This is a genomic window from Streptomyces sp. A1277 (assembly GCF_004795015.1).
In the GTDB taxonomy this organism is placed as follows: domain Bacteria; phylum Actinomycetota; class Actinomycetes; order Streptomycetales; family Streptomycetaceae; genus Streptomyces.
This window is the reverse complement of record NZ_SSBI01000007.1, coordinates 31,371-56,750: the sequence shown is the minus strand read 5'-3', so window position 1 is coordinate 56,750 and position 25,380 is coordinate 31,371. Positions and strand designations below refer to the sequence as shown.

Here is a 25,380-nt window from a genome sequence, read left to right as displayed (position 1 = left end):
TTCCGCTGCCATTGTGCGCGGCGCCCCGCGGACGAGGTACGAGGGGGCTCCGACGCGCAGTGCGGGGCGGTCTCCGCTGTGGCAGGCGTACCGAACCGGCCGGACAATTGAGGCACGCCGTACGGCAGACCCGCCGGACGATCCTCGGAGCTGGAATGACCGATCAGAACCGGCCGCCGATCATTCCCGGCCCGCCCGGCAGGCCGGCCGGCAAGACGCCGGCCTGCGAGACCGGCACGGCGGAGCGGCTCGCCCTGAACCGGACCGGCAGTTTCGAGTGGGATCTCGATGCCGGGACGATGGACATCGACGAGGCGGGCCTGCTGGTCTTCGGCGTGGACCCGGCCTCGTACGACGGGCGGCCGGAGGTCCTGGCGGAGCGGCTGGAGCCCGGGGAGCGCATCCGGCTCGGGGTGGCGACGGACGACGCGCTGAAGGACGGCGACAGCTCGTACAGCGTCCACTTCCGGATTGCGCTCGATGACGGCCGCGACCAGTGGACCCATGTGCAGGGCCGCATCCTGCGCAGCGAGGGCGGGAAGGCGCGCCGGGTGATCGGTCTGGTGCGGGACGCGACGGCCGAGGTCACCCATTCGGCCTTCGTGCTGGAACTGGAAAAGCGCCACCAACGGCAGACCGACATCGTTGAACGAACAACGAGTGCTCTCTCGCGGGCGGTCACGGTGGACGACGTGACCGCGGCCCTGACGGGGCCCGGGGGGCTCGCGCGGCTGGGCGCGGACGGGCTGGCGCTCGGCCTGCTGGACAATGCGGCGCTGAACGTCATTGCGGTGAGCGGCGAGTCCCTGGAGGCCATCGACGAGCTGGGGTCGGGCCGCCTCGACCCGAAGCTCCCACTGGCCGACACCGTGCTGAGCGGGCGGCCGCGGTTCGTGAGCTCCCTGGCGGCGCTGACGCGGCGCTACCCGATGCTGGAGCCGTACGTGGGGCGGATGAAGTTCCAGGCGGCGGCCTATCTTCCGCTGGTCGCGCAGGCGCGGTCGCTCGGTGGGCTCGCCCTCTTCTACCGCGAGCGCACCGCCTTCAACCCCGACGAACGCATTCTCTGCCTGGGGCTGGCGGCGATCGTCGCCCAGTCCCTCCAGCGGGCCACGCTGTTCGACGAGGAGCGCGAGTTCGCCACCGGACTCCAGTCGGCGATGCTGCCGCGCCGCATCCACGACATCGAGGGCGGCGAGATCGCCGTGCGCTACCACGCGGCGTGGAGCGGCCGCCAGGTCGGTGGCGACTGGTACGACGTGATCGCGCTGCCGAAGGACCGCTTCGGGATCGTGGTGGGTGACGTCCAGGGCCATGACACGCACGCGGCCGCGATCATGGGCCAGCTCCGGATCGCGCTGCGCGCGTACGCCGCCGAGGGGCACCCGCCGTCGACGGTGCTGGCCCGGGCCTCGCGGTTCCTCGCCGAACTGGACACGGACCGGTTCGCCACGTGCACCTACGCCCAGGTCGATCTGGGGACCGGGACCGTACGGGTGGTGCGGGCCGGTCACTTCGGGCCCCTGATCCGGCACATGGACGGCCGGGTCGGCAGCCCGCAGGTGCGCGGAGGCATGCCGCTGGGCATCTCGACGGACTTCGGTGACGAGGAGTACCCGGAGACCCGGCTCGACCTGGTGCCGGGCGAGACCCTGGTCCTGTACACCGACGGGCTGGTGGAGGAGCCGGGCGCCGACATCGACGCCGGGGTGCGCACCCTGATCACCGAGGTCAGCGCGGGACCGGCGGGTGCCGAGGCGCTGGCCGACCATCTGTCGGACCGGCTCTGGGAACGCTGGGGTTCGGGTGACGACGTCGCCCTGCTGGTGCTGCGCCGGAGCCCCGACCCGGGCTCGCCCCGGGCACCGAGGCTGCACCAGTACGTCCACCAGGCGGACCCGGAAGGGCTCTCCGAGGCGCGGACGATCGTGCGCCAGGCCCTGACCGACTGGGCGATGGCCGAACTCGCCGACGATGCGGAGCTGGTGACCGGCGAACTGCTGGTGAACGTGCTGCTGCATACGGAGGGCGGCGCCGTCCTCACCCTGGAGGTGCTGCCCGAGCCGGTACGCCGGGTGCGGCTTTCGGTGCAGGACCGCTCCAGTGCGTGGCCGCGGCGCCGGTCGCCGGGCGAGACCGCGACCTCGGGCCGCGGACTGCTGCTGCTGGACGCCGTCGCCACGCGGTGGGGCATCGAACCCCGGGGCGAGGGCAAGGCGGTCTGGTGCGAGATCGGCCCGGCGGCGCCGCCCACCTCCCCTCCCATACACCGAAGCGTCGCGGAGCCGTTGAAGGACGACCCGTGCAGAGGGCCGGGGGCCGGGGGCCGCCGACAGCAGTGAGGGGCGTAGCGCATCACGCCTTGCGTGATGCGCTACGCCCCTCGCCCGGCCGGCCGGGCGCTGTGCGCGTCCGGCCGGCCGGACTGCGTCAGTGCTGCGCGGTACGGCGCTTGCGCACGGACCACATGATGCCGCCGCCGGCCAGCAGCACGGCAACAGCCGCGCCACCGATGATCGGCGTGGCGGACGAAGAACCGGTCTCGGCCAGATCCGGCGAGCTCGGGCTCGGCGTGGCTGCGGCGGGCGCAGACGGCGAAGCGGACTCGCTCGGCGTGTCGGTCGGGGTGGGAGACGACGTGGTCGGCGTCTCGGACGGCTTCGTCTCGGTCGGAGTCGGCGTGGGCGTCGACGGCGGGGTCGAGGTCGGGGTGCTGTCCTCGCACACCGGCGCCTGCTTGGCGTCGGTCTTCGAGTACCGGTCGCCGTCACCGGCCTTGACGACCAAGCGCACCGTCAGGGGCTGGTCGTGCTCCGGGAGCGCGATCTTCTTCTCGAAACCCTCGCCGAACTTCTCCGTCGGCAGCAGGTCCTTGCCGTCGACGGTGACGGTCACCTCGTTGGTGACATCGGCGTTGTACTGAGTCAGGTGCAGGCTGACTTCGTCACAGGTCACGTCCCAGGTGGGGGTGTGAGCTGCGGCCGGACCGGCGGTGAGGACCGCGCCGGACAGACCGACAACCGCGGCGGCGGCGAGTGTTCCCGCAGCCCGCCACGATCTCCTGGGTATGGTCATGGATTTTTCCTCCGCAGATGTTTCATCGCCCGAATGGGCGGTGGAGCGCACAGTACTGCCCCCGTCCCCGACGTGTGCACCCGCCCCACAACCGATTCTGTGTCACAACAACCCTCACACCGTCGCCGGTTGGGACATGCCGGACACCGAGCCGCGCGAGGGGTCCGCCGTGCGGTGGCGTGAAGTGAGCGCCCGGCGCCGGACCGTACCGATCACGCCGCGGCCGGCCGTCCGGCACCGCCCTCGTCCCCGCGCCGTCGTCCCCGCCCAGTCCTCGATCGTGGCTTCCCTGACCGATATGACGCAAAGAATGCCTGTCCGCCCGCGCGTTCACCAGCGCTTATCCGGGGCGTCCGGCGGGCCGCTTCACCCCGGGCGACGCACCTCGCCGGTGGCGCCGCAGCCCCACTCCCCCGGCCCTGCGCAGCCGAAGCCGCGCCAGGAGCCCTCCCGGGCCGCCGACGCGCACCGGGCGCCCGGGCGTGGCCGGTGCTTCGGGGGCGGCCGCCGCAGCGGGCACGCCCGGGGCGACGGGCACGGCCGCCTGCGAGGACGGCACCGGCTCCTCGCCCGGCCTTGGGGCGGGGCGGAGTTCGCGGGCGGCTTCCAGTTCCGTGAGCAGGCTGATCCGGCGCCAGAGGATCTCGTCCGGTTCGTCCGCCGGCATCAGCCGGGCCATCGCTTCCCGCCCGGCGACCGTCCCTCTGCGGCCGAATACCGTTCCCGGCCCGAGCCTGACGAAGTACGCCCGCTCGTAGGGGTCGTCGACCACCTCCGCCAGCTGGACCGGGTCCAGCCCCTGCGCCACGATCGCCGCACGCGCCCAGGGATCCTCGGTGAGGGACAGCAGGCGTTCGATCCTGCGCGAGCGCCAGTTGCGGGGACGGCAGTCGCCCCCGGCAGCCAGCAGCTCGCGCATCCAGGGCGGACTGTTGCCCACCAGGAGTTCGGGCGACCGGGCCGCCAGCGCTCGCAACTCCTGGGCGAGGTAGACCCATACGACCGCCCGGTAGCGGTTGAGGTAGAAGGCGACGGGTGTGACGCAGCCGGCCCTGGCCAGCCGGGTGAAGCGGAGCGGGCTGATCCCGAGCAGCTCCGCCCCCTCCGCCGTCCCCGCCGTGCGCACCCGCTCCCGCAGCGCGCCGGGGAAGCCGTCCTGGGCCCGGAGGCGGTCCATCTCCTCCTGGTGGACCCTGGGGCGCACACCGTCCGGACCTCTCGTCACCCTGACCGCGCCCAGGTACACCGCCACATCGAACTCGCCGCGCTTGAGCCCGAGTTCCGTCGCGGCCCGGCCGGCGGCCATCGTTCGAGCACTGTCGTAACGCGACGTGCCCACTGTCGGTGCCCCCGCCTCGCGGGCTTCCTCCGCGAATGGACGGGTTACGGGCATCTTTGTTGTCGACATGGTGACTCTCCCCCGTGAGACTTGGATACTCTCTGTAACCAGGGTAGTCCGGGAAAGTCAACTGCCGCGGGGCCTGTGGATAACTCCACAGGCCCCGCGGCAGTGCCGGGTGGAGACCGTCAGATCCGGTTGATGCCCCCGGTTCCGCCCTGTCGCGACGACACGGCGAGGTGCTCTCCCACCCGGTTGACCAGGAGGGTCATCTCGTAGGCCACCTGACCCACGTCCGCCTCCGCCTCGCTCAGTACGCACAGACAGCTGCCGTCGCCGGCCGCCGTCACGAAGAGCAGTGCCTCGTCGAACTCCACCATGGTCTGCCGGGCCTTTCCGGCACGGAAGTGCCGTCCCGAACCACGGGCGAGGCTGTGCAGCCCGGACGAGACGGCCGCCAGGTGTTCGGCGTCCTCCCGCGCCAGTCCGGCGCTCGCACCGGTCACCAGGCCGTCGTTCGAAAGGACCAGGGCGTGCCGTATGTGCTCGACCCGCTTGGTGAGATCGTCAAGGAGCCAGTCGAGTTCCCTGTCCAGCGCCATTCTGTTTCCTCCCCGTTCACGCGTTCCCCGTGCCTCGCTTGTGTGCAAGCCTTGCGCACAGGTCACGTACGGGCAAGCACCCCACTCGGCACACCGGTCCGGAAGCAGCCGCCGGGCCTCACCCGTAGGACAGGTCCTCGCACGGATCGTCGTCGGCCGAGCGGGCCGTGTCGGCGACGTCGGCCGGTACGCCGGACGCCGGAGCGGCGGTCGCGGCCTCCGGTGCGGGCGACGGGCTGTCCGCGTAGTCCTGTCCGACGATCAGCTGGATTCCGGCGTCGTCGGACTGCGTGATCCGCGCACCCGGGAAGAGCCTGGCCGTCGTGCGGGCCTCGTCGCGCAGGCCGGGGCCGTAGGCGACGACGGTGCGGGAGCGGTCCTGGTCCTGCGCGGTGGCCGTACCGGTGACGGTGAAGTCGTGCGTGCGCAGGAGACCGGCCGCCCGGGCCGCGAGGCCGGTCACCGTGGTGCCGTTGTAGACGGCGACGTCGATGCCCGTACCGGATACCGGGGGCTGCGACTGCGCTGCCTCGGGTGAGGCAACGGACCCTGCCCTGCCCCCCTTGGTCTCCTTGCCGTCGAGCGTACGGTCGGCCTTCAGTGCGGCCCACAACTCGTCGGCGTCCGGTTCCACGACGGCGACGCGGGCGCCCTCATAGCGCCAGGGCACGGTGACGAACTTGGTGTTGTGCAGGTCGACGCCCTTCAGCGACAGGGCGAAGGAGAGCAGTTTGTCGGCCGATCCGAGCCCGGGGTCGACGGTCATCGCATCGGTCGCGGCATTGGCCAGCGGCAGCAGGGTGGTGGGGTTCATGCCGCGGGACTTGATCTCCTTCACCAGGGAGCCGACGAATGCCTGCTGCCTCTTGATCCGCCCTATGTCGGAGCCGTCGCCGATGCCGTGCCGCAGCCGGACGTAGTCGAGGGCGCGCTGTCCGGACACCTTCTGCGGGCCCTTGGCGAAGACCCGTGAGCCCTGGGTGGCCCGCTTCGGGTTCAGGTCCCGTTGGTACACGTCCTGCGGCAGGCAGACCTGTACCCCGCCGACCGCCGAGGTGAGTGCGGAGAAACCCGCGAAGTCGATCACGACCGTGTGGTCGACGCGCAGTCCTGTGAGGTGTTCGACGGTGTTCTGGGTGCAGGCGGGGTTGCCCTCGGTCGTCTCCCCCACCGAGAACGCCCCGTTGAACTGGCTGTGGTGCTGCGGGGTCGTCCAGCTGCCGTCGGGCTTCCGGCAGGCCGGGATGTCGACCATGGCGTCGCGCGGGACGGATACGGCCACGGCGTGTTTGCGGTCGGCGTAGACGTGCAGGAGGAACACCGTGTCGGAGCGGCCGACCGCGCCCGTGCCGCCGCCGAGTCCGCTGTTGTCTCCGGAGCGGGTGTCCGAGCCGATGACGAGGACGTTCTGCCCTCCGGACGTGCCCGGTGGCCGGTCACCGGAGACGCCGTCGGCGCTGAACGTGTCGATGTTGCCGGTCAGTTTCAGATATCCCCAGCCGACGCCGGCGACCAGCAGGACGAGGAAGGACAGGGCGGATACCGCCGTCCGCCGCAGCCGGCTCCCCCTGCCCCCCGCCCCTGTCTCTTTGCGCCTGCTTGTCATGGGCCACCCCGTTCGTCCGGCTGACGTGCGGGGCGGCCTGTGGGCGGCACCGGCACGGTCGTGCAGTTGTGCGTTGTCAAAGTCGTGAAGCTCTGTCGTAAAGCTCTGTCGTGAAGTGTTTGTCGTACAGCGCCGTGAGGCGTCTCCATCGTCAATCCGATCCCCTGTCCCCACACGGACACCGGAAACATTGACCGGAAGACACCAGGAGAGAGCGGAAGAAGAGCGCTCCCGTTCACCGGGCCGGCCGAAGAAGCGGGCCGGACCCCGCCCGCGCCCTGGGCAAATCCTCTCGAATCGTGAAGAGTAAGGGCGGGGCCGCCGCCTCCTCGGCGGCGGCCGGACCGTCGCCGGCCGCGAGCGCGCGAGCGGCGGCCGGTGAACCACTGGATCATTGGAGGAAGTTCATGGGTGTGACCCTGGCCAAGGGCGGCAACGTCTCCTTGTCGAAGGAGGCGCCCGGCCTGACCGCGGTGACGGTCGGCCTGGGCTGGGACGTACGGACGACGACCGGTGCCGACCATGACCTCGACGCCAGTGCACTGCTGTGCGCGGACCACGGCAAGGTCCTCTCCGACCTGCACTTCGTCTTCTACAACAACCTCAACAGCCCGGACGGTTCCGTTCAGCACACCGGTGACAACCTGACGGGTGAGGGCGAGGGCGACGACGAGTCCATCAACGTGGACCTCTCGGCGGTCCCGGCCGACGTCGCGAAGATAGTCTTCCCGGTCTCCATCCACGACGCGCAGAGCCGGGGGCAGAGTTTCGGCCAGGTGCGCAACGCGTTCATCCGCGTGGTGAACCAGGCCAACGGCGTGGAACTCGCACGCTACGACCTCAGCGAGGACGCGTCGACGGAGACCGCCATGGTGTTCGGCGAGCTCTACCGGCACGGCAGCGAATGGAAGTTCCGTGCGGTCGGCCAGGGTTACGCCTCCGGTCTGGCGGGCATCGCGTCCGACTACGGAGTCAACGTCTGAGGTCCGCCGACCCCACCGGCCCGGCTCCGCTTCAGCGGTGACCGGGCCGTTCCGTCCGCGGCCGTCACACGGAGGCCGACGGCTCCGCCTCCCGCGCGGTACGGCTGATGGCGCTCGGCCACCACGCCTTGGGGCCGATGTCCACGACGAGCGCCGGGGCCAGCAGCGACCGCACCACCAGCGTGTCCAGCAGGACGCCGAAGGCCACGATGAACGCGATCTGGGCGAGGAACGCGAGCGGGATCACGATCAGCGCGGCGAAGGTGGCGGCCAGCACCACGCCCGCCGATGTGATGACCCCGCCGGTGCTGACCAGGCCGCGGAGCATGCCCTGCCGCGCCCCGTGTCGCAGCGCCTCCTCGCGGACCCGTGACATCAGGAAGATGTTGTAGTCGACGCCGAGGGCCACCAGGAACACGAACCCGTACAGGGGCACCGAGGCGTCTGTACCGCTGAAGCCGAAGGCGTGCTTGAAGACCAGGGCCGAGACGCCCAGGGTCGCGAGGAAGTTGAGGCCCACGGTGGCCACCAGCAGGACCGGGACCAGGACGGACCTCAGCAGGCCCATCAGGATCAGCAGAATGATCACGAGCACCACCGGCACGATGATGCCGCGGTCGCGCTCGGCCGTGCGCTGGGTGTCGTACTGCTGGGCCGTGTAGCCGCCGACGAGCGCGTCCGCCCCGGGCACGTCGTGCACGGCGGTACGCAGGCGCTTGACGGTCGCCGTCGCGGCATCGCTGTCCGCGGCGGCGTCCAGGGTCGCATCGATGCGCACCCGCCCGTCCACCACGAGCGGCTTGCCCCCGCCGGGCCGGCCCGACGCCGTGACGGGCGCGGCGGAGGAGACCCCGGGTGTCGCCTCGGCGGCCGCGGTCACCTCACCGGCCCGGCCGGCCGCCGCGACGACGACGGCCGGGTTGCCCGAGCCGCCCGGGAAGTGCTTGCCGAGCGTGGCCTGGGCGGAGACTGACGGGGCGTCGTTCACGAAGATCTCGTCCAGCGGGACGCCCTGGGACTTCAGGGTGGGCGCGAACGCGGCGCAGGCGACCAGGACCACCGCACAGGAGAGCCACACCTTGCGCGGGGAGCCGTCGACGCGGGCGGCGATCCGGCGCCAGACGCCGTGCCCGCCGGCCGCCTCGTCGGCGGGGCGCGGCTTGGCCGGCCAGTACGCGGCCCGTCCGCACAGCACCAGCACGGCGGGGAGGAACGTCATCGTGCTCAGCACCGCGCAGACGATCCCGATGGCGCCCACGGGCCCCAGCGCCCGGTTGTTCGTCAGGTCGCTCAGCAGCAGCGCGAGGAGTCCGAGCGCGACGGTGGCGGCGCTCGCGCTGATCGCCCCGAAGGAGCGGCGGAGCGCGGCGAGGGCAGCGGTCGTCCGGTCGCCGTGGACTGCCAGTTCCTCCCGGAAACGCGCGGTGAGGAGGAGGGCGTAGTCGGTAGCCGCCCCGATCACCAGGATCGACAGGATGCCCTGGACCTGGCCGTCCACGAGGACCACGTCGTGGTCGGCGAGGAGGTAGACGACGGCGCAGGCGAGCGCGAGGGCGAAGACGGCACTGATGATGATCAGGAAGGGCAGCAGCACACTGCGGTAGACGAGGAGCAGAATCACCAGCACGGCGGCCAGCGCGACCCCCAGCAGCAGCCCGTCGATTCCCGCGAACGCGTCCTTGAGGTCGGCCTGGGTGGCGGCGGGCCCGGCGATCTCGGCGGTCGTGCCGGTCACCTCATCGGCCGCGTCACGCACCCGGTCCAGGGTGTCCGGCAGTTCGTCGCCCAGGTCGGAGCGCAGTTGCACGACACCCGACAGGGCCTTTCCGTCGTCGGACGGCAGCGCGGGCGAGGGCGCGCCGACCACGCCGGGTTTCCCGGACAGTGAGGCGAGCGCCCGGGTCGCCGACGCCCGGGCGCCGCTCGGCAGCCCGTCCTGCCCGGCCGTCCACACGACGATCGCGGGTACGGTCCCGGACCGCTGGAACGCCTTCTGCTCGTCGGCGACCTTGGTCGACTCGGCGCTGCGCGGCAAGAAGGCCGCCCGGTCGTTCGTCGCCACCTCGCCGAGCTTCCCGGCGAAGGGGCCGAGGGCGCCTCCGATGCCGAGCCAGACGACGAGCAGCGCTACGGGCACGAGCCATCGAAGGAGACGGTGCCTCGGTGCGGGCTTCATTGCTTCCCCAGGGGTCGACGCGGGACAGACATCCCGAATGTATCTCGGCCATTCATTATCTCAATGATCGAGAGATATTACTGTAGGGGCATGCGCACCGCAGACGAGAGCCCGGACAGAGGCACGGACGGCGGGCCCACGGGCCTCCAGTCGTTCGCTGTGCTGCTGCGCCGTATGAACAGCGAGTTCAACCGCATCACGCATGAGTTCGCCCAGGCCCAGGGCCTGCACCCGACGGATGTGCAGGCCCTGGTCGCCATCCTGGACGCGGACCGCGGCGAGGGGGGACCGGCCATGACGCCTGGGCGACTGCGCGAGCAGCTGGATCTCACCTCGGGCGCGGTGACGGCGTGTCTCGACCGGCTGGAGCGTGCGGGGCACATCCGGCGGGTACGGGACAGCGGCGACCGGCGGGTGGTGCATCTTCACTACGCGGCTGCGGCGAAACGTGTCGCCCGCGATTTCTTCCAGCCGCTGGCGGCGGGCACGGACGCGGCCCGTAAGCAGTTCGACGAGGACGAACTGCTGGTCGTGGTCAGGTTCCTGCACGCCATGAACGTCGAGCTGGGGCAGTTGCGCCGCGCCGGGCCCCTGCCGTAGGAGGGCAACGCCCTCACTCCGGCCGGGCCTCCGGTGCGGCGAGGTCCCGGACCGGGCAGCCGCCGGCACCCGGAGTGGGGAACGTGCCGAGCGCGGCGACCTCGTATCCCTGCGGGTATCCCTTGATCTCCGGGTTCTGCCGGGCGTAGTGCGGTCTGCTGCGCGGCGGCAGGAGGCGGACGGCGCGGGCCCTCAGGCGCAACGCGCCCCGGGTGAGGCCGCGGGCCACCGAAGCCGGCCGCTCGTAGCGGAAGGCACGCAGCAGCGAGTCGTCCAGGAGCGCGAGGCTCGCGCCCCGTACGAGCGGCGCGAGGGGGCGTGGATACCAGGATGCCATCAGGTCCAGCGTGGCGTCGGACACCGCACGCGCGCCTTCGTCCCAGCCGAAGTGGGCGTCCTCGTAGGTGTCGAGGGTGCGCTCGAAGTCCTCGTACGTCTGCGGCAGACCCTTGATGCCCATGCGTGCGCCGAGCATCCGGTAGTACGCGGCGCACGCCCGCAACTCGTGGTCGCAGAGCCGGCGCCAGCCGTAGGCGTCGAGCCAGCGCTTCGGGGTGACGACGAAGGTGCACAGGACGTAGCGCATGTCGTCGTTGCTGATGTCGTAGGCGGCGTGCATCCGGTTGATACGGCGCAGGGCGGTGCGTCCCGGATCGCTGTCGAAGCCGTGCTCCACGACGGTGTCCAGGAGCAGCGCGGTGTCGTCGTACCGCTTCTGCGAACGGCTCGTCAGTTCGGCGGTCTCGGCGAGCAGTCGGCCGATGCTGGGGACGGCGTAGGTGCGGTACAGGGCGAGTTCGAGGGCTCGGGTGATGTCCCAGGGGAACTCGTAGGTCGCGGTGATTCGATAGATTTCGAGGAAGTCCCCCTCGGGATCGAGGCGTTGGATCTCCTTCAGCCGGTCGTAACGCTTCACCGCACCGCCCCCCATTGTCCAGGTCGAGTGTTCCAGCGTACGTCCGAGGGCAGGACGGTGAGTACGCGCGACGCACGCGCGTTGACGGAAGGCGGTTCCCCCATGACCGAGATATTCGGCGTCCTGCGCAGAGCCGTGACCCCGGGCCGCAGAGGCCGCCGCACGGCCGCGGCCCCGCCGGCGCCCGGACGCCGGCAGCACAACCTCTTCGAGGCGGCGGCCGTCTTCGTCGCGGCGTCGGCCGATGACGACGAGGAACGGATGGACGAGGCGAGCGGCTGGGTGTCGCCGGAGCAGCTCTCCTTCGGCGTCAGTGAGCTGGCCTGCCGGGCGCTCATCGCGCTCGCCCGCGAGCGGGACGAATCACCGCAGGCGGTGGCGCGTGAGCTGCTCGGCCTGACCGACGGCTGAGGCGGGCGCCGCGGGGGCACGCCGAGCGGGTCGTCCTGCCTTGTCAGGGCCTCGACTAGGGGGTTACCCACTGGTTAAGGTGCGCCGACGGAAATCCATGACGGACGAGGAGGATGCAGTGGCCGGGACGGACGACACAGTCGCCGACAACGACGCTCTGTATGTGCTGACCGCTGTCCTGCTGACCCCCGCGCAGTTCCCCGGCGTGCTCGGCGACGACTATCCGGCGGCGTGCGCGGCGCTGCGGCTGGAGCCGTACGCCGAGGGGTACGGGCTCGTCATGGGCCAGGACGGGGACGGCGCCCGGTGGACCGTCGTCATCGACGACGTGTCGCTGGTGGCGGTGGCGATCGCGTCCTGGGACTGCGGCATGGAGTACGACCTGTCGCCGGACGACCGCTCGGTGGTCTGCGCGCTCCCCGGCTGGCCCCTCGCCGTCGCCGTGGCCGCCCCAGGGGTGGCCGCCCCGCACGACCCGGCGCCCGACCCGGACGCGGACGCGGACGGCGAGGAGCTGGCACCACTGACCCCGCCGGACACCGATGAGTGGGGGCCCGCGCAGCGCCGCATGGGCGCGGACGCGATCGCCTCGCAGTGGGCGCAATGGCGCGACCAGATCGACGACGCGACGGCGTTCGCCCCGGCGAACGGCCGAAGCGCGACGGGCACGGAGGGCGCACAGGACGACGAGAGCGACGCGCCTGCCGAGGCCGGGACGGAGACGGAGACCGGGGCGGAGGCTGACGCCGGGCCAGAGGCTGACGCCGGGCCGGAGGCTGACGCCGGGCCAGAGGCTGACGCCGGGCCAGAGGCCAAGGGCGGGATCCCGGCCAGGACCGCGTCCGACGCCGACACCGCGACCGGGACCGCCACAGCGACCGGGACCGCCACCGACGACAAGGCCACCGCCAACAAGTCCGCCACCGAGCCCGAGGACGCCCCCGGGGCGGCTCCCGACGCGGTGGAGACCGGCGAGGCCCCCGCCTCCGGACCGCGTCACCCCGGCATACGCAGGGCCCTGGCCGAGGCGCGGGCCTATGTGGACGAGCCGCCGCCGCCCGGCCGCGTCCGCTCTTCCTTCGCGCCCGGGGACGCGCGGATGATACGGGCCGACGGGCCCGGCTGGTCGATGGTGGCCAGGACCGACGACATCGCGTTCGTACTGCTGGACGAGGTGCCGGGCGAGGTCCTGCCGGTGGGGCGCGGCACGGAACTGCCGGGGCTCCTCAAGGACCTGGACGCGCTGGCCGTACGCCCGTCCTGACCGTCAGCGGTCAGACGCGCTCCAGCGGGCGGTGGGGCCCGGCGGGAAGCTCGGCCTCGACCGGGTCGCCGGGCCTGACCACGCCGCCCACCGCGACCACGCTCATGATCCCGGCCTTGCGGACCACATTGCCCTCCTCGTCCCTGCCGACGACCTGCTTGAGGAGGCCGTTTTGGAAGTTGTCGATCTGAAGGCAGGGGTTGCGCAGCCCGGTGACCTCGACGACCGCCTCGTCGCCGAGGTGCAGCAGGGTGCCGACGGGCAGGGCGAGGAGGTCGATGCCGCGGGTGGTGATGTTCTCCCCGAGGTCGCCCGGGGCCACCTCGAAGCCGGCCGTGCGCAGTTCGTCGAAGAGCTCCTCGTGCATGAGGTGGACCTGACGGAGATTGGGCTGCGTGGGGTCCTGGGCGACCCTGGACCGGTGTTTGACCGTCACTCCGGAGTGCACGTCCCCGTCCACTCCCAGGCCGGCCAGCAGCGTCACGCTCTCGCGGTTCGGCTTGGTGAAGGTGTAGGTCTCATTGCTGCTCACGACGGTGATGGTGCCACTCACGGCGGGAACCCCCTCTCAGCGGCCGGCTCTCAGCGGCCGATCTCCTTGCGCGTGATCCTACGGAGCCTGCGGCGCTGGGACGGGTCCAGTGCCAGATAGGCGAGCGTGGGGACCCCGATGAGCACCAGCAGGGACAGCCAGAACCCGATGAACGGCATCAGGACGACTGCGACGACGACTCCCCCGATGGCTACCTTTGCGCTGTTCGACATCGCCCGTGCCTCCTTCGCGGCCAAGTGGCCGCCTCTGCTGTGAGAACGCCTGTGCGTGCTCATCGGTTCCAGCTGCCGCGTACGCGTCGCGCCCGGTCATCGCAGCGGCGCGCCGACCTCGTGCATGTGGGCGAGCGCCTGCCGGTAGGACTCGATGAGTCCGGTTTCCGCGTACGGCAGGCCGAGCGCCTCGCAGTGGGCCCTGACCAGGGGCTGCGCCAGGCGCAGGTGCGGGCGGGGCATGCTCGGGAAGAGATGGTGCTCGATCTGGTAGTTGAGGCCGCCGAGGAACCAGTCGGTGAGGACCGCGCCGCGCACGTTGCGTGAGGTGAGGACCTGGCGCCGCAGGTGGTCCCAGCGGTCGCCGTCGGGGTCGGGCATCTCCATGCCCTTGTGGTTCGGGGCGAAGGCCATGCCGAGGTGGAGCCCGAAGAGCGCGTGGTGCACGAGCGCGAAGACGACGGCCTTCCCCGGGGACATGACGGTGAGGAGCAGGGCGGCGTAGAGGCCGAGGTGCGCGGTCAGCAGCAGGGCGGAGAGGGCCCGCTCCCGTACGGGCTGCCGGCGCAGGTACTGGAAGCCGGAGATCTTCAGCGCGATGCCTTCGAGGAGCAGCATCGGGAAGAACAGGCGGGCCTGGTTGCGGGTGAGCCAGCGGGCGAAGCCCTCGCGCTGGGCGGCCTGCTTCTGGGTCCAGACGAGGGCTCCCACGCCGACGTCCGGGTCCTTGTCGACGTGGTTCGGGTTGGCGTGGTGGCGTACGTGCTTGTCGTTCCACCACGCCTCGTTCATGCCGAGCAGCAGGTTGGCGTGGACCAGGCCGATGGCGCGGCTCGCCCGGCGGTCGCCGGTTATCTGGGCGTGTCCCGCGTCGTGCCCGACGAACGCGGTGCGGGACCAGACGATCGCGAGGGGCAGGGTGAGCAGCAGGACCCACCAGGTATTGCCCAGGAGGACGACGCCGGTGAGCACGGCGGCCAGGGCGAGCAGGTTGACGGCGATGCCTGCCGCGTACCAGCCGGTGCGCCGTTCCAGGAGTCCTCGCCCCTTGATGGTGCGCAGCAGGGGCGCGAAGTCACTTCCGGCGCCGTCGCGGCTGCGTTCCGCGACGGCCATGGCGGCCTGGGGCATGATGTCTCCGGTCTCGAATCCGCTCTGACCTCACAAAACGTACGGTTCCAAGGGGTGCGGGAACCATGGCGCCACCACCCGGGGTGTGCGGGGGCCAGCCCCCTCACCGGGGCGGGGGCCGACTGCACCGGGTAGCCCCTGCCAGGGCGCGTAAGTGGCGTGGATCACATGCCTGGATGGCCCTTCGCCGTCATCGTTGGGGTACCCTCGGCGACCTCAGCCGACTAGTCAAATTTGAGGACTCTGACATCGCTGTGCACAGCCTCCCCGCCGCTTCGCCCTCCGAGATCTCCGCGCTCACCGGCTGTTCCGTGGCCTTCCTGCCCTCGGACCCCTCCCGTACCGGCCAGTTCGCCTTCTGGCGCCCCGACTGCAGCAGCCCGCCCGACGGTCCCGGCGAGGCCGGGGAGCTGACCGTGGCCGGTGCCGACGGCCTGCCCCACGAGGTGCCGGCCCGCCTGCTGCCGGTACGTGACGCGCTCCCCGTGCTGACGCGTGCGCGGGCGGCGGCCGAGGCGTCCGCGTCGATGGCGTTCTGGGGCGCGGCAGGGCTGCTGGCCCTCCAGTTCGCCGCCCGGGGCCTGCTTCTGCCGGGGCTGAGCGCGACGGACCACGACACCTGGCGGGCCGGCCCCCTGACGGCAGACGACCGGACCCGCATCCGCACCCTGGCCGCGTCCATGCCGCCCACGGCCCACGCGGTTCCCCTGGACGCGACCGCCCGGCCGCTGCTCCTGCCCGAACCGGAGTGGCTGGTACGGGCGTTTATCGACGCGGTCGCCGACTGCCTGCCCCGGACCCCCGCCGCGTCCCTCGCCGCGGGCGGTCCCGCGTTCACCGCGTGGGCACCGCAGCACGTACCCGCCCATCGCGCGTGGGCCGCCGACGTCGCGGCCGGCCATGACGCGGGCGTACGGCTGTCGCTGCGCGTGGAGGTGTCGGGCCTGGACCGGGACGGCGAATCGGCGGTGGGGCCGTCGTTCCGGGTGGTTCCGCAGATCCACAGCGTCAGCGATCCGGCCGTGGTCGCCGACGCCGCCGAGATCTGGGCGGGCGGCGGCCCGGCAGCGGCGGCCTTCGGCCCGCGGGCCCGCATGGACGCGCTGCTGACGCTGCGTCGGGCCGCCCGGGCCTGGCCGCCCCTGACCCCGCTGCTGTCGGCGGCCGTGCCCGAGGCGGTGGAGCCTGCCGACGAGGAGATCACCGAGTTGCTGGGGCCCGCCTCGCGGGCGCTCGCCGCGACGGGCGTCCAGGTGCACTGGCCCAGGGAGCTGACCGCTCGTAAGCTCACGGCCGGCGCGGTGATCGGGCCGGACGGCGGGGACGACGGCGACGCGCCCCGGCGGCTGTCGCGCACCGCCTCGGACTCCGCTTCCCTGCTGTCCTCCGACGGCCTGCTGGCCTTCGACTGGTGGTTCGCGCTCGGGGACCAGAAACTCAGCCGCGAAGAGCTCGACCGGCTGGCCGAGGCGGGCCGGCCGCTGGTGCGGCTGCGCGACCAGTGGGTGCTGATCGACCCCGACGAAGCGCGCCGCGCGCGGGAGACCCGGGACCGCAAGGTCGCCCCGATCGACGCGCTCGGCGCGGTCCTGACCGGTTCCGCGGAGGTCGACGGCCGGCGGGTCGAGGTCCGGGCGGCCGGCTGGCTGGAGCGGCTGCGCGAGCGGGTCGCCGACCCCGCCTCCGGGCAGAACGGCGACGGAGAGCCGGCGGTCACGCAGCCGGCCGCGCTCGCCGCGACGCTGCGGGACTACCAGCTGCGCGGTCTGAACTGGCTGCACACCATGACCTCGCTCGGACTCGGCGGCTGTCTCGCCGACGACATGGGGCTCGGCAAGACCATCACCCTGATCGCCCTGCACCTGCACCGTCAGACCATCGAAGGCGCCGCCGGGCCCACTCTCGTGGTCTGCCCGACCTCGCTGATGGGCAACTGGCAGCGGGAGATCGAGAAGTTCGCCCCGGGCACCCCGGTGCGCCGCTTCCACGGCCCCTCCCGCGGTCTGGACGATCTGGCCGGGTCCGGGTTCGTGCTCACCACCTACGGGACGATGCGGCTGGACGCCCCGAAGCTCGCCGCCGCGGAGTGGGGCATGGTCGTCGCGGACGAGGCGCAGCACGTGAAGAACCCGTACTCGGCGACGGCCCGCGCCCTGCGCACCATCGGCGCCAAGGCACGCGTGGCGCTGACCGGCACCCCGGTGGAGAACAACCTGTCCGAGCTGTGGGCGATCCTCGACTGGACGACCCCGGGTCTGCTGGGGCGGCTCGGCACCTTCCGGACCCGGTACGCGCGCGCCGTGGAGGGCGGTGACCCGGCGGCCGCAGAACGGCTCGGCTCGCTGGTGCGCCCGTTCCTGCTGCGCCGGCGCAAGTCCGACCCCGGCATCGCCCCGGAGCTGCCCCCGAAGACCGAGACGGACCGGGCGGTGTCGCTGACGGCCGAACAGGCGGGGCTCTACGAGGCGGTGGTACGGGAGACGCTGGCGGCGATCTCCGGGGCCGACGGCATGGCCCGGCGGGGTCTCGTGGTGAAGCTGCTGACCTCGCTCAAGCAGATCTGCAACCACCCGGCGCAGTACCTCAAGGAGGAGGAGCCGCGCATCGCGGGCCGTTCCGGAAAGCTGGAACTGCTCGACGAGCTGCTGGACACCATCGTGGCGGAGGGGGCCGGGGTCCTCGTCTTCACCCAGTACGTCGGGATGGCCCGGCTGCTGGAGCGGCACCTCGCGGCGCGCGGGATCGGCACCCAGTTCCTGCACGGCGGCACACCGGTCGCGGCGCGCGAGGCCATGGTGAACCGCTTCCAGGCCGGTGAGGAGCCCGTCTTCCTGTTGTCGCTGAAGGCGGCGGGCACGGGGCTCAACCTGACCCGGGCGGGCCATGTGGTGCACTTCGACCGCTGGTGGAATCCGGCGGTCGAGGCGCAGGCCACCGACCGCGCGTACCGCATCGGGCAGACGCAGCCGGTGCAGGTGCACCGGCTGATGGCCGAGGGCACGATCGAGGACCGGATCGCTGACATGCTCGCCCGCAAGCAGGGGCTGGCGGACGCGGTGCTGGGCTCCGGGGAGAGCGCCCTGACCGAGCTCAGCGACGCGGAACTGGCCGATCTGGTGGAGCTTCGAGGGGGGACTCGATGAGGGACGGATACGAGGCGGACGCCTTCTTTGACGGGGGCGACGGCGAGGAGCGGGAGGACGCGGTGTACGCGCAGGAGCGCACGTTCGCCGCCCTGCCTCCGGCGCACGGCCGCGGTTTCGCCGCTTCCTGGTGGGGGATGGCGTGGCTGAAGGCGCTGGAGGACACCGCCCTGGACGCCCGGCAGCTGAAGGAGGGGCGCCGGTTCGCCCGGGAGGGCCTGGTCGGCGCCGTGTCGGTGCGGCCGGGGCGGATCACGGCGGTGGTCCGTGAGCGGGACGGGAGCACGTACCGCAGCGATGTGCTGCTCCAGGAGCTGGACGAGCAGGAGTGGGACCGGTTCCTGGACATGGCGGCCGAGCGGGCCGGGCACATCGCGGCGCTGCTCGACCGGGAGATGCCGCCGCATCTGGTCGAGGACGCGGCGGCGGCCGGGATGGACCTGCTCCCGGGCATCGGCGACCTCGAACCGGAGTGCACGTGCGAGGCGTGGGACCACTGCCCGCACACCGCTGCCCTCTGCTACCAAGTGGCGCGGCTGCTGGACCAGGACCCCTTCGTGCTGATGCTGATGCGGGGGCGCGGCGAGCGGCGGCTGCTGGACGAGCTCCAGGAGCGGATCGCGTCCGTGGCCGGGGAGCCGGGCGCGGCGGCCGCGCACGAGGCGCGGGCCGCGAGCGGGGAGGTGCCTTGCGTACCGGCACAGCAGGCGTACACCGCGGCCGGCATCCTGCCCGCGCTGCCCCCGCCCCCCGGGCTTCCCGACGCGCCGGGCCCGGCGCCCTCGCTGGACACGGAGACCGATCCGGAGCCGGGCATGGACCCGGCGGCGCTGGAGATGCTGGCGACGGACGGCGCGGCGCGGGCCCACCGGATGCTGGCCGACGCGCTGGCGCCGGGCCACGGACAACGCCCTGCGGCAGCGGAGCTGACCGCGCAGCAGGACGCGGTGCGGCTTGCCGCCGAGGCGCGCCCCGCGCCATGGATCACGCAGCGGCTGGCGACCGGCTCCGGGCGCACGCGCGCCGGGCTGCCGGCCGCGGTCGCCGCCTGGCGGTCCGGCGGCGCGGCGGCCCTGGCCGTGCTCGACGAGGACCGGGTGCTGGAGCCCGCCGTCCTGGCCCGGGCCAGGACGCGGCTCGCCGAGGCGTGGGAGGAGGAAGAGGCTCCCCGGCTGCGGGCCGAGCGCAACCGCTGGACCTCGGTGGACGGCGGCCTTCAGCTCCGCTACGGCCCCGACGGGCGCTGGTACCCGTACCGCAAGGAGAACGGGCAGTGGTTCCCGGCGGGTCCGGCCGACGACGATCCGGCGGCGGCCTGGGCGGAGGCCGGCGGCCTCTGAGGGGGACACGCACCGAGGGGCGGCATCCCTTCAACTCCCGGCCCATGGGCAGGATTTGGGGCTCCCGCCGTCTTCCGCGACCCGTGCGGCGCCCGTACGGTAGGGCCCGCACATCGCTCGGCCGTACATCGGACGGCAAGCTCCGGTCATCGGACAGGCCGCCGGTCCCAAGCCCGGCGGCCGGACCGGCCGCATCCGGGCCGCCTTTCCCACCCCCCACACAGGAGTACGCATGGACCGCAGAAGAATCCTCCAGGGCGCCGCGGTGGCGGCGGCGGGAGCGCTGCTTCCGCCCTCCGTCCGGGCCACCGCGGCGACGACGGGCGCCACGGACTACCCGTCGGCGCACTGGGTGCCCGCCTCGACGTCCAACTACACGGTGTCCACGCGCCCTTCGGCGTACCCCGTCCAGTACGTCGTCATCCATGTCACGCAGGAGACGTTCTCCGACGCGGTGGCGATCTTCCAGAACCCGGCGAAGCAGGTCTCCGCTCACTACGTGGTGCGCTCCGGGGACGGGTACATAGACCAGTGCGTGCGGGAGAAGGACATCGCCTGGCACGCGGGCAACTGGGACTACAACACCCGCAGCATCGGCATCGAGCACGAGGGCTGGGTGGATCAGCCCTCCTACTTCACCAACGCCATGTACGAGAAGTCGGCGCTGCTGACGGCTTCCGTCTGCGACCGCTACGGCATCCCCAAGGACCGCGCGCACATACTCGGCCATGTCGAGGTCCCGGGCACCGACCACACCGACCCGGGGCCCCACTGGGACTGGGTCCGCTACATCCGTCTGGTCAATCTCCTCAGCGCCGGCTGAGCGCCGCCCGGCGGGCGGGGCCGCGCGGTCAGCCCCCGCCCTGCCCGTCGCGCCGCTCCGCCGCGACCGGACAGCGCACGAAGAGGACGCCCTGCACATCGCCGTCGGGGGCGCTGTAGACGTGGGGTACGTCGGCGCGCCACCGGGCGGAGGCGCCCGGCCCGACCGTGGCGAGGTCGTCCGGCCGGCCGACGACGGCGGTGCCGGCCAGCACCATCAGGCTCTCGGACGTACCCGGCACATGGGCCCGGGACTCCTGGACCGCACCGGCGCGAATGGTCACCCGGAACACGTCGGTGACCGCCTCCCCGTCCTCGTACCGCTCCAGCAGCACCGCGGTGACGGCGCCCCCCGAGACACCCGGCTCCTTCCCGGCGGCCACGCCCGGGGGCGCGGGGTCACCGAGGACCGCGCTGAGCGGGCGGCCGAGGGCCGTGGTGAGGGCGTACAGGGTCTCCAGTGTGGGGTTGCGCCGGCCGCTCTCCAGCTCGGAGAGCGTCCCCTTGCCGACCCCGGAGCGCCTGGCCAGCTCCGACAGCGACACGTCCATGCCGTGCCGCAGGGCCCGCAGCCTGCGCCCGACGTCCTCGTTCAGCCCCATCGCCGCCCGCTCCGCTTTCGTGGTTGACGGGCACCGGCCCGCCTCTCTAGTGTTCCACAAACAGAACGTTCCGTATATGGAACGACCGCACCGGGAAGTGGCTCACTCATGTCCGCGATCACGCGCATACGTTCGGCCGCACCGCCCTCCGCCGTGGTCGCGGGGCTCATCGCCGTCATGGTCGGGGTGACCAGCTCGGCGGCGCTGGTGTTCACCGCCGCCAAGGCCGCCGGGGCCGACGCGCGCGAGATCTCCTCCTGGATGCTCGCGCTCGGCATCGGCCTCGCCTGCACCTGCGCGGGCCTCTCGCTGCGCTACCGGGCGCCGGTCGTGACCGCGTGGTCGACGCCGGGAGCAGCACTCCTGGCGACCAGCCTGAGCGGGGTGTCCATGCCGCAGGCGGTCGGCGCGTTCATCTTCTCGGCACTGCTCATCCTGGTGAGCGGGGTGACGGGGTGGTTCGCCCGGATCATGAGCCGCATCCCCGTGCCGCTGGCCTCCGCACTGCTCGCCGGAGTACTGCTGCGGTTCGGCACGGGTCTCTTCAGCACCATGCACCACAGCTTCGCGGTCGCGTTCCCCATGTTCGTCGTCTATCTGCTGGGCCGCCGTCTGCTGCCGCGTTACGCGGTGCTCCTGGCGCTCGCGGCGGGGGTCGTGGCCACCGTGTTCACCGGGGGCTGGAAGCCGGACGAGGTCCAGCTGTCCCTGGCCACACCGGTCTTCACCGCGCCCGTGTTCGACTGGAAGGTGCTCGTCAGCGTCGGCGCGCCGCTGTTCGTCGTCACGATGGCCTCACAGAACCTGCCCGGTGTCGCCGTGCTGCGCGGCTCCGGTTACGACGTGCCGGTCTCCCCGCTCATGACGTGGACGGGCGCGGCCAACGCCGTGCTGGCGCCCTTCGGGGCGTTCGGGCTCAACCTCGCCGCCATTACCGCCGCCATCTGCACCGGCGAGGAAGCGCACCCCGACCGCGACAAGCGCTATCTGGCAGCCGTGTGGGCGGGGTTCTTCTATCTCTGCGTGGGACTGCTCGGCGCGACCGTCGCCTCGCTGCTCACCGCGATGCCACAGGAACTCGTACTGGCGATCGCGGGGATCGGGCTGCTGGCCACGATCGAGTCCTCGCTGGCCTCCGCCCTGGCCGACAAGGCGTCACGCGAGGCGGCCGTGGTCACCTTCCTCGCCACCGCGTCGGGCGTGACCCTGCTGGGAATCGGCTCCGCGTTCTGGGGCCTGCTGGCCGGTCTCGTCACCAGCGCGATCGCCTCCCTGGGCCGCCCCCGCCGCACGGACCCGGCTCCCGAGCCGCGGCCCCGCGAACTCCGCGTGCGCTGACCGCTCCCGGCCGCGGCCCCCGCCCCGTGTCCCTTCCGTGGAACGCAGTTGCCGAGGGCATCGGCCACGGGGTGGGATGGTCACCATGCAGAAAGCGGTCTCCCCACCCTCCGCCGAATCCCTGGCGCCCTTCGACCACCTCGACCACCGCTACCGCGGCGAGCACCCGGTGCGCACCCTCGCACTCCTCTTCCGCCCCGACCGCGGGAAGCTGGCGCTCGCCGTCGTCCTCTTCACCGTGAAGCACAGCCCCATATGGCTGCTGCCACTGATCACCGCGACCGTCCTGGACGTGGTGGTCCAGCACGGCCCGGAGTCCGGCCTGTGGAAGGCCACCGGCCTCCTCCTGTTCATCCTGGTCCTGAACTATCCGCTCCACCAGTGGTATGTGCGGTGCCTCGGCGGCAGCATCCGCCGCATGGGCATCACCCTGCGCTCGGCACTGTGCCGCCGCATGCAGCAGCTGTCCGTCGGCTACCACGCCCGGGTCAGCTCCAGCGTCTTGCAGGCCAAGGTGGTCCGTGACGTCGAAGCGGTGGAGCAGATGATGCAGCAGAGCGCCGACATGGGGCTGGGAGCCGTCGTGACCCTGGTCGGCGGGCTCGTCGTCATCGGCTTCCGGGTCCCCTCGTTCCTGCCCGTCTTCCTGGTCGTCGTCCCCGCCGCCGGGTTCCTCGTGATGAAGCTGCGCGCCCGGCTGCGCAGCCACAACGAGTCCTTCCGCCGCGAGGTCGAGCAGCTGTCCTCCCGCGTCGGCGAGATGACCACCCTCATCCCCATCACACGCGCCCACGGCCTGGAGCGCACCGCCCTGGGCCGGGTGGACGGCTCGCTGCGGCAGGTGTTCGCCGCCGGGCTGCGCCTGGACATGCTCAACGGCCGCTTCGGGTCGCTGGCCTGGGTCATCCTCAACACGCTCGGCGTGCTGTGCCTGACCGGCTCCGCGCTGGTCGCCTACCACGGCTGGATGCCGGTGACCGCCGGTGATGTGGTCATGCTGAGCGCCTTCTTCACCGTCCTGACCGGGTCGGTGACCACGCTGCTCGGGCTCGCCCCCATCCTCACCAAGGGGCTGGAGTCGGTGCGTTCGGCGGGCGAGGTCCTCCAGGCGCCCGACCTGGAGCGCAACGCGGGCAAGGCGCAGGTGGAGCACGTCACCGGCCGCATCGACTTCGAGGACGTCGGATTCGCGTACGACGACGCGGAGCCCGCCGTCGACGGGTTCACGCTCTCCGCGCGGCCGGGCGAGACCATCGCGCTGGTCGGCGCGTCGGGGGCGGGCAAGTCGACCGTCCTCAACCTCCTCATCGGCTTCATCCGCCCGACCTCGGGCCGGATCGTGCTCGACGGTGCCGACATGGCCGGGCTCGACCTGCGCAGCTACCGCCGGTTCCTCTCGGTGGTGCCGCAGGAGTCGATCCTCTTCGAGGGCAGCATCCGCGACAACGTCACGTACGGGCTCGGGGACACCGATGAGGCGACCCTGCTGAGCGCCCTGGAGGACGCCAACGCGATGGAGTTCGTCCGCCGGCTGCCGCACGGCCTGGACACGGTGGTCGGTGAGCGCGGCGCACGCCTGTCGGGCGGCCAGAAGCAGCGCCTCGCCATCGCCAGGGCCCTGATCCGCGATCCCCGGGTCCTGGTACTCGACGAGGCCACCTCCGCCCTGGACAACCGTTCCGAGGCCCTGGTGCAGGAGGCGCTGTCCCGCCTCGTGGACGGCCGGACCGTCTTCGTCGTCGCCCACCGCCTCTCCACGATCCAGGGCGCCGACCGCATCGTGGTGATGGACGGCGGCCGGATCGCGGAGGTGGGCACGCACGACGAACTGCTCGGCCGCCACGGGGTGTACGCGAACCTCCAGCCCGCCCTCCCGTAACAGCGGGCGGACCCCCCGCCGGGACGGTCACCAGTCGTGGACGGTGCCGTCCCGGAGCCGGTTGACGGGCAGGTAGGACCGCTCGTACGGGTGCGCCGCCGCGAGCTCCTCGTCCAGTTCGACGCCGATGCCGGGTGCCTCGCCGGGGTGCAGGAAGCCGTCGGTGAAGGCGTACGCGTGCCGGAACACCTCCTCGGTGAGGGCGCTGTGGCCCGAGTACTCCTGAATGCCGAAGTTGTGGACGGCGAGATCGAGGTGGACGGCCGCGGCCATGCCGACCGGAGAGATGTCCTCCGGCCCGTGAATCGCGCTCTTGACCTGGTACTGGGCGGCGAAGTCGAAGAGCTTGCGCAGCGGGGTGACCCCGCCGAAGTGGGTGACCGCGCTGCGCACGTAGTCGATCAGCTGCTCCGTGATGAGCGTCTGGTAGTCGTACACGGTGTTGAAGACCTCGCCGATCGCGAGGGGCGTGGTCGTGTGCCTGCGCACCAGCCGCAGCGCCTCCTGGTTCTCGGCGGGGGTGCAGTCCTCCAGCCAGAAGGGGCGGTACGGCTCCAGGTCCTTGCCGAGCCCGGCCGCCTGGACGGGCGTGAGCCGGTGGTGTGCGTCGTGGAGCAGCGGGATCTCGGCGCCGAACTCGGCCCGCACCGCTTCGAACACGGCCGGGGTGTGCCGCAGGTAGGCGTCCGTGTCCCAGTCCTCGGCCAGGGGGCGGGCCTGCTGGTGGAGGACGGGTGCGCCGTGGTCGTCGGTGGCGTGCACCCCGTAGACGGCCTTGAGACCGGGGATGCCGGTCTGGATGCGGACGGCGGGGTAGCCCTCGGCCAGCCGTTCCCGCACGGAGTCGAGGAGTTCGGGGATGTCGCGGCCGTTGGCGTGGCCGTAGGTGGCGACGCGTTCGCGGGAGGCGCCGCCGAGCAGCTGGTAGAGCGGCAGCCCCGCGGCCTTCGCCTTGATGTCCCAGAGCGCGACGTCGACCGCGGCGACGGCGGCCATGGTGACCGGGCCGCGCCGCCAGTAGGCCCCCCGGTAGAGATACTGCCAGGTGTCCTCGATCCGGTGCGGGTCCCGGCCGATGAGCAGCGGCGCCACATGGTCGGTGAGGTAGCTGACGACGGCGAGTTCCCGGCCGTTGAGTGTGGCGTCGCCGAGACCGGTGAGCCCTTCGTCGGTCGTCAGTTTCAACGTCACGAAGTTGCGGCCGGGGCTGGTGACGACGACCTTGGCGTCGGTGATCCTCATGGGTGCTCTCTTCCGGGCCGCGGCGGTCGGCGGCCCGGGCCATTGTCGGCCGTCGGCCAGGGCACCGCGCAGCTGCCCGTATGGCGGTACGTCACGTCACCGGGCGCCCGCCCGCCAAGGCCCGCGGGCGGGGGCTGCATAGAGTG

General features: G+C 72.2%; 21 protein-coding genes. 10 read left to right on the top strand and 11 right to left on the bottom strand.

The features are described from left to right. Window positions 1-155 precede the first annotated feature (155 nt). Complete coding sequence (locus E6R18_RS06935; RefSeq protein WP_136315961.1) at window positions 156-2,342, top strand: SpoIIE family protein phosphatase; 2,187 nt, start codon at window positions 156-158, stop codon at window positions 2,340-2,342. Window positions 2,343-2,430: 88 nt separating this feature from the next. Here the strand turns inward: E6R18_RS06935 and E6R18_RS06930 are convergent, their stop codons facing one another. From E6R18_RS06930 to E6R18_RS06915, 4 genes are all read right to left on the bottom strand, one after another. Further along, complete coding sequence (locus E6R18_RS06930; RefSeq protein WP_136315960.1) at window positions 2,431-3,075, bottom strand: LAETG motif-containing sortase-dependent surface protein; 645 nt, start codon at window positions 3,073-3,075, stop codon at window positions 2,431-2,433. A 340-nt stretch (window positions 3,076-3,415) separates the two neighbouring features. Further along, entirely contained in the window at window positions 3,416-4,381 is a 966-nt protein-coding gene (locus E6R18_RS06925) for a DUF6397 family protein (protein ID WP_240799614.1), read from the bottom strand. 221 nt (window positions 4,382-4,602) lie between these two features. Beyond that, window positions 4,603-5,016: a roadblock/LC7 domain-containing protein gene (locus E6R18_RS06920; protein ID WP_136315959.1), complete on the bottom strand. Its 414-nt coding sequence runs from the start codon at window positions 5,014-5,016 to the stop codon at window positions 4,603-4,605. A 118-nt stretch (window positions 5,017-5,134) separates the two neighbouring features. Then, window positions 5,135-6,622 (bottom strand): LCP family protein, encoded by a 1,488-nt coding sequence (locus tag E6R18_RS06915; protein ID WP_240799613.1) that lies wholly within the window; start codon window positions 6,620-6,622, stop codon window positions 5,135-5,137. Between the two features lie 407 nt (window positions 6,623-7,029). Between E6R18_RS06915 and E6R18_RS06910 the strand changes: the two genes are divergently transcribed. Beyond that, on the top strand, window positions 7,030-7,605 hold the full coding sequence (locus E6R18_RS06910) for a TerD family protein (RefSeq protein ID WP_136315958.1): 576 nt from the start codon (window positions 7,030-7,032) through the stop codon (window positions 7,603-7,605). Between the two features lie 64 nt (window positions 7,606-7,669). Here the strand turns inward: E6R18_RS06910 and E6R18_RS06905 are convergent, their stop codons facing one another. Then, entirely contained in the window at window positions 7,670-9,781 is a 2,112-nt protein-coding gene (locus E6R18_RS06905; RefSeq protein ID WP_206308229.1) for an MMPL family transporter, read from the bottom strand. Window positions 9,782-9,871: 90 nt separating this feature from the next. Between E6R18_RS06905 and E6R18_RS06900 the strand changes: the two genes are divergently transcribed. Further along, a complete protein-coding gene (locus tag E6R18_RS06900) occupies window positions 9,872-10,381 on the top strand; it encodes a MarR family winged helix-turn-helix transcriptional regulator (RefSeq protein ID WP_136315956.1) in 510 nt (169 codons plus the stop codon). 13 nt (window positions 10,382-10,394) lie between these two features. Here the strand turns inward: E6R18_RS06900 and E6R18_RS06895 are convergent, their stop codons facing one another. After that, complete coding sequence (locus E6R18_RS06895; protein ID WP_136315955.1) at window positions 10,395-11,297, bottom strand: oxygenase MpaB family protein; 903 nt, start codon at window positions 11,295-11,297, stop codon at window positions 10,395-10,397. 102 nt (window positions 11,298-11,399) lie between these two features. Between E6R18_RS06895 and E6R18_RS06890 the strand changes: the two genes are divergently transcribed. Both E6R18_RS06890 and E6R18_RS06885 read left to right on the top strand, forming a co-directional pair. After that, a complete protein-coding gene (locus E6R18_RS06890; protein ID WP_136315954.1) occupies window positions 11,400-11,708 on the top strand; it encodes a hypothetical protein in 309 nt (102 codons plus the stop codon). Window positions 11,709-11,826: 118 nt separating this feature from the next. Then, complete coding sequence (locus E6R18_RS06885) at window positions 11,827-12,972, top strand: hypothetical protein (RefSeq protein WP_136316051.1); 1,146 nt, start codon at window positions 11,827-11,829, stop codon at window positions 12,970-12,972. A 10-nt stretch (window positions 12,973-12,982) separates the two neighbouring features. Here the strand turns inward: E6R18_RS06885 and E6R18_RS06880 are convergent, their stop codons facing one another. From E6R18_RS06880 to E6R18_RS06870, 3 genes are all read right to left on the bottom strand, one after another. Continuing rightward, window positions 12,983-13,513, bottom strand: a complete 531-nt coding sequence (locus tag E6R18_RS06880; protein WP_136316050.1) for an MOSC domain-containing protein — start codon at window positions 13,511-13,513, stop codon at window positions 12,983-12,985. Window positions 13,514-13,554: 41 nt separating this feature from the next. Further along, the gene (locus tag E6R18_RS06875; RefSeq protein ID WP_136315953.1) at window positions 13,555-13,737 is read right to left on the bottom strand and encodes a hypothetical protein; all 183 of its coding nucleotides are present in this window, start codon (window positions 13,735-13,737) and stop codon (window positions 13,555-13,557) included. Between the two features lie 96 nt (window positions 13,738-13,833). Further along, window positions 13,834-14,868, bottom strand: a complete 1,035-nt coding sequence (locus E6R18_RS06870; protein WP_136315952.1) for an acyl-CoA desaturase — start codon at window positions 14,866-14,868, stop codon at window positions 13,834-13,836. A 254-nt stretch (window positions 14,869-15,122) separates the two neighbouring features. Between E6R18_RS06870 and E6R18_RS06865 the strand changes: the two genes are divergently transcribed. The 3 genes from E6R18_RS06865 (at window position 15,123) to E6R18_RS06855 (ending at window position 20,174) form a co-directional block, all read left to right on the top strand. Beyond that, window positions 15,123-18,011, top strand: a complete 2,889-nt coding sequence (locus tag E6R18_RS06865; protein ID WP_136315951.1) for a DEAD/DEAH box helicase — start codon at window positions 15,123-15,125, stop codon at window positions 18,009-18,011. Further along, on the top strand, window positions 18,008-19,351 hold the full coding sequence (locus E6R18_RS06860) for an SWF or SNF family helicase (RefSeq protein WP_136315950.1): 1,344 nt from the start codon (window positions 18,008-18,010) through the stop codon (window positions 19,349-19,351). The genes E6R18_RS06865 and E6R18_RS06860 overlap by 4 nt, the downstream gene beginning before the upstream one ends. Before the next feature lie 232 nt (window positions 19,352-19,583). Then, window positions 19,584-20,174, top strand: a complete 591-nt coding sequence (locus tag E6R18_RS06855) for a peptidoglycan recognition family protein (RefSeq protein WP_136315949.1) — start codon at window positions 19,584-19,586, stop codon at window positions 20,172-20,174. A 28-nt stretch (window positions 20,175-20,202) separates the two neighbouring features. On the opposite strand, the gene E6R18_RS06850 is transcribed toward E6R18_RS06855, so the two are convergent. Beyond that, window positions 20,203-20,775, bottom strand: coding sequence for an XRE family transcriptional regulator (locus E6R18_RS06850; protein ID WP_136315948.1), 573 nt, complete (start codon window positions 20,773-20,775; stop codon window positions 20,203-20,205). Window positions 20,776-20,883: 108 nt separating this feature from the next. Here E6R18_RS06850 and E6R18_RS06845 point away from each other — a divergent pair, with 108 nt between their 5' ends. Together E6R18_RS06845 and E6R18_RS06840 are read left to right on the top strand one after the other, a co-directional pair. Next, window positions 20,884-22,113 (top strand): benzoate/H(+) symporter BenE family transporter, encoded by a 1,230-nt coding sequence (locus E6R18_RS06845; RefSeq protein WP_136315947.1) that lies wholly within the window; start codon window positions 20,884-20,886, stop codon window positions 22,111-22,113. A gap of 85 nt (window positions 22,114-22,198) precedes the next feature. After that, window positions 22,199-23,992 carry an ABC transporter ATP-binding protein gene (locus E6R18_RS06840; RefSeq protein ID WP_136315946.1) on the top strand — a complete coding sequence of 598 codons (1,794 nt, stop codon included), beginning with the start codon at window positions 22,199-22,201 and terminating at the stop codon, window positions 23,990-23,992. Between the two features lie 27 nt (window positions 23,993-24,019). On the opposite strand, the gene manD is transcribed toward E6R18_RS06840, so the two are convergent. Next, a complete protein-coding gene (gene manD / locus E6R18_RS06835; RefSeq protein WP_136315945.1) occupies window positions 24,020-25,234 on the bottom strand; it encodes a D-mannonate dehydratase ManD in 1,215 nt (404 codons plus the stop codon). Between the last annotated feature and the right edge of the window lie 146 nt (window positions 25,235-25,380).